Consider the following 14,743-nt stretch of genomic DNA (forward strand, 5'->3'; position numbering starts at 1 on the left):
CCTTAATACAGTGGGTAAGCCAAGCAACAGGAATCAGTTCTTTGGGCGTGAAAGTCCGGTTGCGGGGAAATGACCTACACATTCTTTGTGAAAGTCTAGAGTGTCCTCAACGTTGGCGTACTCTTTTGGATTTGTTGCACGCGCTCCAGCATACAGACTTGGATGCTTTAACCAAAAACGACCAGCCCTCAATATACCAAGTTTTCGTCTACGGTCGAAAGAAGGGAGAAAACCAACCGCAGTGGTGTCATCAGGTTTTCTTAAACCAGTTGGATCGACATTTAAAAGAGGTAGAACAAGCCTTAATTGCAGATGCGGAAAAATCCAGTCGCACGGGTGGAGCGCTAATTCTTTCTAATGAAAGTTTAGCACGTCAAGGCAACCCAGAGGCGATCGCTCGCTATTTGAGCGAAACTCTCAGTAGTTTTGGGATTGGGGTAGAAGTTAAAGCTAAAAAGCAACAAGTCACTCTTGAAAATCCCATCAATCAAAATCGGTTATTGATTTATTGTCAGTCTAGTTATACTCCCGATCCTTCATTAATTGCGGAACCAGTAGCCCAGAAATTACGTAGTCTTAAACTATCTGGTTATCAAGATGCAATTATCGCCACACAAGTTGAAGGTGAAACAGACTTTGACTGGATGTTGCGAGTAGATTTGACGCCTCCAGAGATTATGTTGAAAGAATGGGGGCGTTGGGGAGATGTCCAGGCGATCGCTAGGATATTAAATGAAAAGCTGTCTGATCTCACCATCAAAGTCACAGCAACTCTCAAAGAATCAACGCTACATCTATTTTGCAGTCCTGCTAACCCCAAGGCAACTAATCAAATCCCAGATAAAACCCAGTGCTTAGGTACTATTATTCCTCAACTTCAAGCCCTTGCGCCCCAAGGAATTCTCGCCGCTACAATTTACGGACACAAAACAACTGATCACGAACCCACTTGGATTGATTGGCAATCTTTACCTGCAACAGAACACCCAGATTTAGCAGTATCGGCGTTAGAATTAGCTTCAGCTGGCGATGAACCTGCTATGATTTTTTTACTTGAGCGTTTGCTCAACCCTGACTTAGATATTCGCCTCAAAACAGGTGGGACTCGTGTCCTCTTGTTACGAAAAGGCGATTTACTACACATCATGTGCGAAGCACTTGTGTGTCCATCACGTAAACGAGTAGCAAATAAGGTTACTGATTTTGTTAAGCAGTTAAAGATAGTAGGAATTGCAGGAGTACGAATTTATGGCCGTCGTGCTGGTAACAAGGAACCTTTCTGGAACTACGGCGTCGATTTTACAAATCGGCAACGCTTAGTACCAGAAGCTACTCCAGAATTTGCTGCTACTGCTGCTTATGTTGGTGAGCTTTTAACAACTGAGGCTAACCAGCCTGTGCTACGTCCCGATTTAACCAGCCAAGATATACAGAGTCTTTTTGCAGAAGTGTCTCAGGACTGGGGTGCAAGAATCAAAAGATGGCTTTTAGCAACACAGCTATTTGCTGAAACAGAATCGCAAGAGCAACAAGCAGAAGACAATGGCTGGCGAGTAGCTTTAGTTTGGGGTTTGCTTGGTTTTTTGCTGATTCTCCAATCAGACTGGATTTTAGGTTACATTACTTCTCGTCTCATTCTCGAAGCACCAAAAATTGCTAGTACTCCACCAGAGTTGTCTTCTGGTGAAGATAAAACTCAGAAGTTGGAAAGAACAGTCTTTTTTGCAAATACATCGTCTGCTTCTAGAAATGAAGTATTTAACGCTTCTGGATTCACCCAGCAAGAAAATGAATCTATTACTAGGGGAAAAGCAACTGCAACTGCTATTTTATTGGCAGCGCGATCGCAAATGCCAAGTTTCAATGTTCGCCAATTAGATGAACAACTAGCACTCTACAAACAGCGTCTTGCTAAAAATGGTAAACCACCAGATGTATTGATTATTGGTTCCTCTCGTGCTTTAAGGGGAGTAGACCCCACTACTCTTTCTAAAACTTTGGGAAATCAGGGTTACTCAAATATCGATGTGTTTAATTTTGGGATTAATGGAGCGACAGCGCAAGTTGTAGATTTTGTCCTGCGTCGGGTGTTAAATCCTTCAGAACTTCCAAAATTAATCATTTGGGCTGATGGTGCGCGTGCTTTTAACAATGGTAGAGAGGATATTACCTTTAATGCGATCGTAGCATCCCCCGGTTATCAACAAGTATTGCAAAAATCTTCAGCAAACAAAGATTCAAATAATTCACCAACTACTCCCGGATCTATAAAACCGGAGCTAAGCTTGAAAACCGCAACTCATACAGATAATACTTATCAAGCATTAGATGAATGGTTAAACCAAGCTCTAGCAAGTATTTCTACTACCTATCACCAACGCGGTCAACTTAAGAATTTATTGAATAAAACCCTGAAATCTTTACCATTATTCAAAGAACATTCAGCAATTAATCCAAAAGTATCATCACATCCAAAACAAGATACTTTTGAACAAGCGGTTGATTTTGATGGATTTCTATCAGTACCTATCCGTTTTGACCCAGCTACATACTATCAAAAACACCCCAAAGTTAGCGGTATCTATGACAATGACTATCAATCTTTTCAATTAGTAGGTGAGCAAGACACCGCACTCCAAGAAGTATTGAAATTTTGTGCCGCTAAAAAAATTACAATAGTTTTTGTTAATATGCCCTTGAGTACAGAATATCTTGATTCAGTACGCAAAAATTATGAACAAGAATTCCAACAATATATGTTAGATTTAGCGGGAAATTCCAATTTAATTTATCGCGATTTAAGTTTAATTTGGCCAGAAGTCAATGAAAATTTTTCTGACCCCAGCCATCTGAATCTTTATGGTGCAGAAAAAGTATCCAGAAAACTTGCGATTGATCCCATGATTCCTTGGTCAACAAAATAGGTTAGTTGTTAGTTGTTGCTTGTTGGTTATTAGCTCTTGGTTAGTATTAGTAATTGAGTAAGTTGGCGGAAACAACCATAACGGGACTTACGAAAATAGACTTTAAACCCTCACCAAGGACAAATGACAAATGACAAAGAACAAATGACAAATAACAAATAACAAATTACACTATTGATTGTATCAATGAACTTTATATCAATTCTATACGGAATCTTTTTACTAAGTGTGCTTTTGATTTATTGGTCATTGGCACAATATAAATTAAGAATATGGGTGCTATTGATTGCTAGTATTGCCTTTTATGTATCTTTGCAAATTCAATATATCCCGCTTTTACTAGCACTAACTTATTGTAATTTTCGTATAGGAATAGCTCTAGACCTATATAATTTATCTAATCCCAATTCTTCCAATAGCCAAGATTTTAATGAAGAATTGCAATTGTCTCAAGCTGATTGGAATAGTCAGCGTTTAAAACTATTAGTGCTGGGTATCAGTATAAATGTTTTATTACTTTTGGGTTTTAAATACATACCACCTTTATATAAAATTATTAATCATGACACAAATTCAGAATTTAATTCTTTTAAATTAATTGCACCTTTAGGAATTTCATTTTTCACCTTTGAGTGTATTTCCTATTTAGTTGATGTTTACCGTGGAGCGCCTGCTAGTAAAGAATTTATTCAATTCGCATCATACAAATTATTCTTTGCTAAATTGATTTCTGGTCCTATTACTCGCTTTCATCACCTCGCACATCAATTTCATCAATTACACTTTCCTAGCAGCAATATTTTGGCAGAAGGCGTTTGGTTAATTGCTCAAGGAACATTCAAAAAAGCTATTCTGGCTGATCACTTGGGAATTTATGTAGATTTATGTTTCGGTAATTTGCAACGAGCTGGTAGCAACGATTTATGGTTAGCAATATTGGCTTATGGTTTTCAGTTGTATTTAGATTTTAGTGGTTATGTAGATATTGCCCGTGGCACTGCTTTATTATTTGGTTTGGTTCTACCAGAAAACTTTGATTTTCCCTATTTCAGTACTAGTATTGCTGATTTTTGGCGGCGCTGGCACATCACACTAGGAGATTGGTTACGTAATTATATTTATTTTCCTTTAGGTGGTTCTCGTCGGAGTTTAAATCGCACCTGCTTAAATTTAATGATTGTAATGTTAATTGCAGGTATTTGGCATGGTGCAGCATTAGGTTTTGTAATTTGGGGTGCGTTTCACGGTTTAGCTTTAGTTATACACAGACTCACTGATACCCTTAGCGATCGCTTTGAGACTTTGGAAAATTTTTGGCACAATCCTTTGGGTACACTGATAGCTTGGCTATTCACACAATTTATGGTTTTTACTTCTTGGATTTGGTTTCGCTTACCAAATCTCCAAGATTCTTCTTTTGTTTTTAGACACCTTTGGGGTTATCCTGCGGACACCCAATTTGCTCAAAAAGTCTATGTAGAAGCTCTTAATATTAGTCAGTATCAATTAGCAATAATTTTGGGCGTGATTGCTTTCTGTATGACAGTAGCTTATTTCTTCAATCGTCAATTAAAGTTACAGTTCAATTGGCCTGTCAAACTCTTGTTCGTGCTTCCTTGTTTCTACGCTGTCTGGATACTCGCTCCAGAAGGAAGTTTGCCATATATTTATTTTGATTTTTAGTATCAAATTTATATTTAATTTCTAAAAAAAACAATAAACTTTACTATTGCCTGTTCCCTGTTACTGTTTAAAGTTATTTATTGAACTTTAACTTTACATAAATACATAAATTTAAGAAACATAAAATTAAGCAATGTAAAGACATAAAAATTAATAAAAATGACTGCATCAACGCTTGTCATAAATAAATTTTTGTGTAAAGTTTATTAATACAGACAAAATTAAATGTTTGTCTGAATACATTCTTCCAAAAATTCATTCATCGCACTTATAAGAGCAAATGACTACAACATTACAAAGACGCACAAGCGGCAACGCGTGGGAGCGTTTCTGTGAGTGGGTAACAAGCACTGACAACCGCCTTTATGTGGGTTGGTTTGGTGTGTTGATGATCCCAACTCTGTTGGCTGCAACCACCTGCTTTATCATCGCTTTCATCGCTGCACCTCCTGTAGACATCGATGGTATCCGTGAACCTGTTGCAGGTTCCTTGATTTATGGCAACAACATCATCTCTGGTGCAGTTGTTCCTTCTTCTAATGCGATCGGTTTGCACTTCTACCCCATTTGGGAAGCAGCTTCCTTAGATGAGTGGTTGTACAACGGTGGTCCTTACCAATTGGTAGTTTTCCACTTCCTAATCGGCATCTTCTGCTGGATGGGTCGTCAGTGGGAACTCAGCTACCGTTTAGGAATGCGCCCTTGGATCTGCGTTGCTTACAGTGCGCCTGTAGCTTCTGCAACCGCAGTATTCTTAATCTATCCCTTGGGTCAAGGTTCCTTCTCTGATGGTATGCCCTTGGGTATTGCTGGAACATTTAACTTCATGATCGTGTTCCAAGCAGAACACAACATTCTGATGCACCCCTTCCATATGCTTGGTGTAGCAGGTGTGTTTGGTGGTAGCTTGTTCAGCGCAATGCACGGTTCTTTGGTAACTTCTTCCTTGGTTCGTGAAACAACCGAAACCGAATCTCAGAACTACGGTTACAAATTTGGTCAAGAAGAAGAAACCTACAACATCGTTGCAGCCCACGGTTACTTCGGTCGTTTGATCTTCCAATACGCTTCCTTCAACAACTCTCGCAGCTTGCACTTCTTCTTAGGTGCTTGGCCTGTAATCGGAATCTGGTTCACCGCGCTAGGAATCAGCACCATGGCGTTCAACCTGAATGGTTTCAACTTCAACCAATCAGTAATTGACTCACAAGGTCGCGTCATCAACACCTGGGCAGATATCATCAACCGCGCTAACTTGGGTATGGAAGTAATGCACGAGCGCAACGCTCACAACTTCCCTCTCGACTTGGCTGCTGCTGAAGCTGCACCAGTTGCAGTCTCTGCTCCCGCTATCAACGGTTAATCTTTAAATAACTGAGGTGCGGTAAATCGCGCCTCTACTAAAATACAAAAGCGCTTACCTAAGTTAGGTAGGTGCTTTTTTATGATTGCTAGGACTGACCTGAAATACCAATTTGAAAAAAGAATGCGACAGATGGACTTACAGAACTCTTATGCAGCAAAGAGTTTCCCTGCCCAAAATCCAAAATAAAGCAACAAATCCAAACCTGGAAAAGCAGGCTGAATCTAAGTTTCTTAATTGCAAATTGCGAATTGGTATAAGTACTGATTGCGATCGCTTCAAAAGCTTCACAATTAATAAAGTGATTATTGATATTTCACTCAAAATATCTGTCTATGAAAATCTATTTTTAATTAACAGAATTAACAGAATGAACTATAGACTTTTGCAAAATCTATTTTCTTATACTTACCTACCGCTACCGCGATCGTCACTTGCAAACTTCATAAGATGCCCTCGAATTAGCTGTTAATTCCTTCTACAAAAAGCAGTCAGATTAACAGGAGTAGTTGAACATCATTTGGCATTTTGGCAGAAGTCAGCAGTAAGCATTGGGGATCGGGGATTGGAATAAATTCTTCCTAGTCCTCCTTGTCCTCCTTGTCTGCCCACATCCCCTTCTGTCTGCCTGCTATTTAAATTTTGGATTTGAAAGTCTCTTAGCTAGCCAGTAGTTTCTCACCTTTAAGCATCCGCGATGCTGCTTCTAGTAAGGCTTCTTCCAGATAAGGTTTGGTGAAATAACCACTTGCTCCCAAGCTGATAGCCATTTGTCGATGCTTGTCTGCACCTCGCGAGGTGAGCATAGCTATGGGTAAATGATTGAGGTTGGAGTCTTTTTGAATGCGAGAAAGTAATTCTAGACCATCGCAACGAGGCATTTCAATGTCACAGAACACGAGATCACAAGGTAAACCGGAACGCAGTTTATCCCAAGCTTCCTGTCCATCACGTGCTTGTTCTACCCGATAACCTGCTTTATTAAAGGTTAAAGAAAGCAACTCTCTAACTGTAATTGAGTCATCGACAATCAGCACTGTTGGGTCAATTGTACTTACAGACGTATCTAGCTGATTTGGAGTTGATTTTTGACTCAAAATACCGATTGTGCTTTGTTTAGAAGTCCGTCCCTGGAAGATATCGATAATTTCTATAACATCAGCGATCGGCATAATTCGACCATCACCTAAGATAGTAGCACCAGCTACACCAACTGGTTTGGGGGCGGGGCCTTCAAATTGTTTAATTACAATTTCTTGTTCACTCAGCACTTGGTCAACCTGTAAGGCGACTAGTGTATTTGCCGATCGCACTACAACCACGGAAATCATATTATCGTCTCGGTTCCCACCGTAGACGTTACCTCGACTAAGTAGCCGATTGAAAGTTAAAAGTTCTTTTAAAGGTTTGAATGGCAGCATTCTATCACGCCAAGGAATAAGCTTTTCACCTGCGTCGCCCTCTTGGATATTTTTTACAGGTACGTCTAGGGTATCTTCTACGCCATCCATCGGAAAAGCTATTCTGGCTTTATCAGAAACACAGAAAAGCGCTTTGCAGATACTGAGTGTCAGCGGTAAACGAATCGTAAAGCTGGTACCCTTACCAATCGCAGAATCAACAGAAATCCCCCCCCTGATTTCACTGATTTTGGTATGAACTACATCTAAACCGACACCACGACCTGCTAGGTCATCTGCTTGGTCTTTGGTACTAAAACCTGGTCGGAACAGTAAATCATAAACCTCTATCGGGGGCATATTTTTGGCTTGGCTGGGAGTAATCAAACCAACTTTGATTGCTTTTGCTATTACCGTGTCCGAATTAATTCCAGCACCGTCATCACTGACACAAATGATGGTTTGATTACCTTGGTGAAAAGCAGAAACACTAATGGTTCCCACAGGAGGTTTTCCTTGAGAGCGGCGTTCTTCTGGCGTTTCGATACCGTGAGCGATCGCATTATTGAGCAAATGCGTTAGTGGTGTTTTGAGATGTTCCAAAATCATTTTGTCAATCAAGGTATCTCGACCTTGAACCACTAACTCTACTTGCTTCCCATACTTAATAGAGTTGTCGCGCACACCTCGCGGTAATAAATCGGTAGCCTGGGAAAAAGGCTCCATTCGCGCTCTTGTCAGTCCTTCTTGCAGTTGGCTAGTAACTTGTCGGAATTGTCGTGCTACACGTTCGCTTTCTTCGGTGACAAAATCAATATCGCTTGCAGACTCACGCACCCGTACGATCAGTTCAATCATTTCTTGGGACAAAGTATGGAAAGGTGTGAAGCGATCCATTTCCAATTCACTAAAACCCCGATCTGTATCTGATGTGCCGAAATTGCTGTTTTTGCGACTAGCTAACAAAGATGCTTCTAGTAGCGATCGCTCATACAATTCTTGCATTCTCGTTCCCACATCCGAGAGATGCTGTACCTGATGCAGTAGATTATCTAATGACTGGCGTAAACGTTCCTGATCCTGTTCTAGGGTATTGCGGTTTACTACCAACTCTCCAACTAAATTACTCAAATCATCAAGATGTTTAACAGGTACTTTCATTAATTGCTCAAATCTGGAAGTCGTATTCCAACCAGAGTTACGTCCACCTGTTAAATTGACTGTATTAGGTGTTACTGCTCCCCCTACCATCCCTTCTAATTCTTTAAATTCATTCTCAATTTCTGGGGATAAAATCGGGTTGTTTACATCTTTTTTAGAAAATCGTGGCGTAGATTGCTCTGCTACTACTGCATCTCTATCTTCTTCCAAAGTTAGCATTTCTTCTAATGCAGCAAATTCAAGATCTGGGATTGTGGAAGTATGAGCCTTCAGTGTTGCTTCTTCGTTCCATAAACCATCTAACTCGGTAAATGCATCTTCTGCAAAAGTATCACTTTCTAATCCACTTTCCGGTTCTGCTTCGGTAATTACTGATATTTCTTCAATTAAATTCGCATTTTTGATCTCATGATCATAGCTGGAATCTAGTACATCTAATTCAGAATCTCTAATCTCGAACTGGAAATTAAGTTGTTCATATTCATGCTGCAATTCTTCTGTTTGCAAATTTGACAGTAATAAATTTTCACTCAAATCTAGGTCAAAAGATTCTGCTATTATCTCTTGATTTGCAGCAATTAATTTATCCAGAAAATCCATTTCGGAATCTGCCTGTATTTGAGATGCAATCATATCTGCAAAATTTATATTTGCGACATCTGTTGTAAATAATGCATCATCATCTGAACTAGACTGAAAAGCAAGAGGATTATTTCTATTATCAACTTGTAAATTATGATGATCTGGTACTGTTAAATCATTAAATAAAACTTCTATATTTTCGTTGCTATTTTCTTCTATTCTGAGCGCCTCTAACCAGTCAATTTCTTCTTCAGTGATTGATTGCTGTAAATCTAAAGCTTGTATTTCTGTAGAAAAATGAGTAAATTCAGGAGTGAATTCTAAAGCTTCTGGTTGTTGTGAAATATTATGAATATTCTGAGGAGACAATTCTTCATCGACAGAAGATGGAGATACAATTGTAGAGTCATGTACTACTAATTCAGCAAGTAAATCATTCCTACTATCCCCAGAGAGGATTAAGTCTTGGGGAAAACCTAAATCTATATTTTCTAATTCTAAATCTTCAACTGACTCTGGTATTTGATCTTGGCGATCGCTAAAAATATCATCAGCAGCAGCTGCTGCAAACAAAATTTCTTCTAATGCTTTAGCAGCATCTTCTTCAACAGTAAATTCTAATTCTCCTAGCTCTGATATTTCTGTCTGTATCGATGAAACTAAATTATCTTTAGTTGATATATCAGTGTTTTTAACACTAAGCTGATCAAATAAATCCTCATATTCTGATCCATCAATTCCAATAGTCGGACTATCGTCTTGTTGTTCTTCATTCAACAGAATATCTAAAGTGGAATTTTCTTCTATTGATTGAGCAATTGTTTGCTCAAATTCTTGTACTGAGCTTTGATGATCAAAGTCTGACAATAAATCATCATAGATACTTTCTAATTGCTGAGATGTTTCTATTTCGTCTGTTTCGTAATTAGATTGTGTTTTTTGATATTCTATACTTTCATTGAGTGCAACTTTTTCTGATGAGTTCAGATTTTTTTCTAAATTTTCTTCTTCTAAAAAATCATCTCCAAAAAGTTGTACAATAGTTAATTCTTCTTTAGCATTTATTTTTGGTCTATCTTGAATACTCGTATTTACTTCTACAGACAGTAAATCTGCTAGATCGTTGATAGTATCCTTTGGATCGATAATCTCAACTTCAACTTGATTCTTTGTGTTATCTTGTTCAATAATTTCTTCTTCAATATCCCATATTTCGTTAATATCAGGAGTTTCACGTTCAAATAATTGGGCAAGAGTATTTAACTCTGCTAATCCGACTTCGGGTCCGTGAACTTCTAAACTTTGAATATCTAAATCTTCGCTTGCTTCATCATCTATATGAAATTGATAAGATACTTCAGATAAACTGATAATAGTATTTTCTAATACTAATTCCTGGAATTCAGATTTATTTCTCAAGTCAGCAAAATGATCTGTATGTTCATGAATTTGTTCAGTTAATTCTGAAAGGCTGTTTATCTGATCTTCTTGTGCAAACTCTATTAATTCTGTTTGTGTTGTCAATTCCACGAAATTATTTATACTACTACCCGATTGTTCAGATAATTCTAAAAGGTTGCTGATTCTATCTGCTTGTGCAAATTCGATTGACTCTGATGGAGTGATTAACTCAGTAATATTATCTGTATTGGATGTAGTATTGTCGTCAACAGTATCTTTCTCAACAGATGTAGTGAAATTTTCCTCTAATGCTTTTGATGGCACTGCTTCTATATCAGTTGTGATGTCTAATAATTCTATTTGAGGTGGAAGTAATGCTTCTAGCTGCTGACTAATAGTGATTTCAGCTTCTCTACCAGCAAGAACTAATTCTAGAGCTTGCTTGATATCTGTAATCACGATTTTTGCTAATGTTAAATAGCTATTTTCTTGATTAGCGATCGCTTGACTCGCAGCTTGACACAAATTACACCAAGATGCACAATTTAATTGTTGACCAAGTTCGACTAGTTGTCTACAGCATTCTTGCAAATTTTGGCGCGTTTCAGGTGTTGCTGGTTGCTTAAATAACTGCAACATTTCCCGGAGGTTTTGCAATACCAGATTTTGCTGCTGTTGCCAGCGTTCAGTATCAGCTAGTGGTAGTCCTGTAGAACCTTGTTTGACCAACAAATCCAGATGTTCATTTAGCCACCCAAATACAGGTTCTGCTTCTGACATGATATGATTGGCAGTCTCTTCTGTCAGACCAAACGGCCCGCTTAAATTCTCTAACAGTGCTTTGAGGGTATCAGATACACCCAAAAACAAAGACTCAAGCTTTTGATCAACCCGCACCGGACATTCTTTTAAGACTTTAAAACAGTCTTCTAAGCGGTGAGCAGTATGCTGAATACTACCTAGACCAAGCATCGCCGCTCCCCCTTTGATCGAGTGAGCCGCCCGAAAAACTTCATTCAGCATTTCTGGATCTTTAATAGTACTTTGCAGATTCAGCAACCCCTGCTCTATTGTAGTCAGGTGTTCTTTGGCTTCTTCAATAAAGTAACCGAGAATGCGCTGTTGTTGTTCTGGAAGCATAATCAAGGGTCATCCTCTAACAGGATTTTGGATTTTGGATTTTGGATTGATTCCAATACGTGGGATCTGCTTGCTCTGTACCATCAAAGAAGTATCGGTCAAAGGTCAACACTCAAGGGTCAATGGCTAAAAAGTTTTAGACTAATGACTAATGACTAATGACTAATGACTAATGACTAATCATCTAGTTTCTGAGGTTTCGACTCGGAACCTTTCTACAGAGGCGATTAAGTCACGGGAGACGCCTACTAAATTTTGTAGGGCGCCGGAAACTCGTTGAGCTTCTTGGGATGTTTCTTGAGCGGTGAGTTCTACAGATTGCATCACCTGAGCTACCGCGCGGGAAGTTTCTGTCTGTTCGACAGTGTCGGAAGTAATTGAGCAGACGAGAATATCAATACGATTTGCTACTCTAATAATATTTTCTAGCGATCGCTTGGCTTCTTCTGCTAATTTTGTACCTTGAATTACCTGTTGAGTACCTTCTTCCATCGCAGTCATCACTGAGCCTGTTTCGCTCTGGATTTGCATGACTATTTGTTCAATTTCTTTGAGAGATTTGGCTGATTTATCAGCTAACTGGCGTACCTCATCCGCGACAATCGCAAAACCCCGTCCCGATTCTCCTGCTCGTGCTGCTTCAATACTGGCGTTAAGAGCTAATAAATTCGTTCTGGAGGCAATTTGAGAAATCAACGCGACAATTTTGGAAATTTCTTGTGATGATTCTGCAAGTCGCTTAACTTTGCGGGTGGTTTCTGCGACAGTTTCGCGAATTTCTAAAATCCCCGCTACAGTATTTTCTACTGCTTCCCCTCCTTTGAGAGCGATCGCACTGGCTTCACGAGCAACTGTTTCTGCTTCCCGTGCTGCTTCTGCTACTCGTTGGATAGAATCAGTCATCACCTGTACCGAATTGAGGGTGACTGCTAACTCTTCGGCTTGGCGCAAAGCATCGCTAGATAAAGCTCTGGCAAAGGTTTCAGAGTTAGTTGCACCTTTTGTGACTTCTCGCGCTGCTATCTTCACCTGTTGGACAATATCTCGCAGGTTTTGAATCGTTAAGTTAAATGCATCAGCAACTGCTCCTAAGACGTCGGCTGTCACCTCGGCTTGGACAGTCAAATCCCCCCTTGCGGCTCCTTCTACATCATCTAATAAACGAATTACTTGCCGTTGTAAGTTTTCTTTGGCTTCTTCCTGTTCTTGGGCTTTATGTGTGGCTTCATTGGTGGTCGTAAAAATCACCCGTGCCATTTCATTGAAGCCAGCAGCTAACTTACCTAATTCATCTTCTGAGTAGACTGTGGCTTGGACATTGAGGTTACCTTTTTGCACCGCATCAAATTGGTTTTGCAAATCTTTGGTTGTCCGTCGGATTTGCTTGAGAGTGAGATTGCCCATAATCCCAGTGGTAGCAAAACTTACAAGCCCTGCTGCTAGTGCCATTGCCCAGCCAGTATTACGTACAGACTCCCGTTGTTGGGGTGGAGAAACTGTCGTAGCGGTGAAACTAACTAAAGCTACAACTACTGCTGAAGCTACACCAACACAGCCAGCAACTATCCATTGTTTTTTGTTTAATGGCGCATTTTCTAGGGGTGCGAAAATTCCTTGTTCAACGCTGACTTGAGGTTTGATGTTGTTAACGTCTGTTTGAGCAAAGACTGGGACTGCTTGTTGGGAACCGGTGATACTAAACAATTCATCATCGCGATCGCCTTCTGTGGAATTATTTACATTTTCATTTCCTTTTTCAGCAATCTCAGAATTTTCTACAGGTTGAGTGAAACTCTTGCTGTTTGATATGAGTGAAGCAGAATTTAGTTGCGAGTCAGCGAAACCAGAATTACTAACAAAATCAAACTCTGCCTGAATATTTCCCAAATCATCAAATTCACCAAAGTCATCTAGAAAATCAATATTGTTACCTTGAGAAACGTTGCTATTTAGTTGGCTTTTGATATCTTCTTGTTCATTTTCAGAAAATGATTGGGAACCAAAAGCTGATTCAAAGGCTTCTAGATCAAAACTGTCATCATCAAAGTTGTGATTTTGCTTTGTCTGGGAATTAGCTTTGAGTGGATTATCTTTAATAGTAAAATTACTTTTTAAAGATTTACTCTTGTATTCCACAGGATTAATTTCTGTGATTTCAAGATCATTTTCTAGTTTTTGAACCAGTAAAGTTTCATCGTCGGCATAAATTTTATTCAGGTCATGCAAATTATGCTCACTAATTATTGGTGAGATTTGCTCCGCAGCATGATCTTCTTGACTATTTAAATTAGGACTGGGTGTAAAATTAATTTTGGCAAAATCTAAATCACTAATATTTGACTGATTTTCCCCCAAATGATCATTTGCGGTACTTGTATTAGTTTTTTCTGTAGATGATGAAATATCATCCTGTAAAAAATCAGGTAATTCTAATTCTGCTTTTTCCCAGATATTAGCTTGTGAAGTTAGCTCTAATTCTTTTTGAGATGAGGTAAAAGGATTACCATTATGAGTTTCTGAGTAATCTGTGTTTGGAGCAGATTCACTACTATCGGTAGGTGTATTAAATGGATTTTCCACCAAGGAAAGCTCTTCTATCTGCTCTGCTGTTTCCTCATGATTAGCGATCGCATTCAACTCAAAGCTATTATGATTTAAATCCTCTAGATTTTCTAAATTTTCTAAGTCTTCTAATATTTCTAGCTTTTGTTCTGCTGGATTTTCTTCGGCAAACACAGAAACATTTTGTGCAGATTGCTGGAATTTTTGATCATTAGTAGTATTATCTAATGCTTGTTGATATTGATTGATATGTTCCAGCCCTGTTTCCGCAAAAACAGTGACTTCTGGATCTTTAGTGAGTTCCAAGACTTTTTTGTATTCGACTTTTGCCACATCATACTGCTGTAAAACATAGTAGATGTGACCCCGGAGTAAATGGGTGTTGGGGTCATTTGGTAGATTTTGCACCACCTCATCGATGAGGATGGCTGCTTCTTGGTAGTCTTGTTGCGCGTAGGCTGTTAAAGCCTGTTGGTATGTCTGCGCGTTATCTTCTATACTCGCTGCCATTTCTTAACCTCCATGTT

General features: G+C 39.1%; 5 protein-coding genes. 3 read left to right on the plus strand and 2 right to left on the minus strand.

Going from position 1 to position 14,743, the window contains the following annotated elements; all coding sequences use genetic code 11:
- The 3 genes from B4U84_RS24585 to psbA all read left to right on the plus strand — a co-directional run.
- A partial coding sequence (locus B4U84_RS24585) for a DUF1574 domain-containing protein (protein WP_131121053.1) occupies positions 1-2,924 on the plus strand: 2,924 nt, incomplete at its 5' end.
- A 186-nt stretch (positions 2,925-3,110) separates the two neighbouring features.
- Positions 3,111-4,607, plus strand: coding sequence for an MBOAT family O-acyltransferase (locus tag B4U84_RS24590; RefSeq protein WP_131120850.1), 1,497 nt, complete (start codon positions 3,111-3,113; stop codon positions 4,605-4,607).
- Positions 4,608-4,887: 280 nt separating this feature from the next.
- Entirely contained in the window at positions 4,888-5,970 is a 1,083-nt protein-coding gene (psbA, locus tag B4U84_RS24595; RefSeq protein ID WP_131120851.1) for a photosystem II reaction center subunit D1, read from the plus strand.
- A 659-nt stretch (positions 5,971-6,629) separates the two neighbouring features.
- On the opposite strand, the gene B4U84_RS24600 is transcribed toward psbA, so the two are convergent.
- Positions 6,630-11,654 carry a response regulator gene (locus B4U84_RS24600; protein WP_131120852.1) on the minus strand — a complete coding sequence of 1,675 codons (5,025 nt, stop codon included), beginning with the start codon at positions 11,652-11,654 and terminating at the stop codon, positions 6,630-6,632.
- A gap of 180 nt (positions 11,655-11,834) precedes the next feature.
- Positions 11,835-14,726, minus strand: a complete 2,892-nt coding sequence (locus B4U84_RS24605) for a methyl-accepting chemotaxis protein (protein WP_131120853.1) — start codon at positions 14,724-14,726, stop codon at positions 11,835-11,837.
- Positions 14,727-14,743 lie beyond the last annotated feature (17 nt).

The sequence above is a fragment of the Westiellopsis prolifica IICB1 genome (genome assembly GCF_004323185.1).
GTDB classification, from domain to species: domain Bacteria; phylum Cyanobacteriota; class Cyanobacteriia; order Cyanobacteriales; family Nostocaceae; genus Pelatocladus; species Pelatocladus prolificus_A.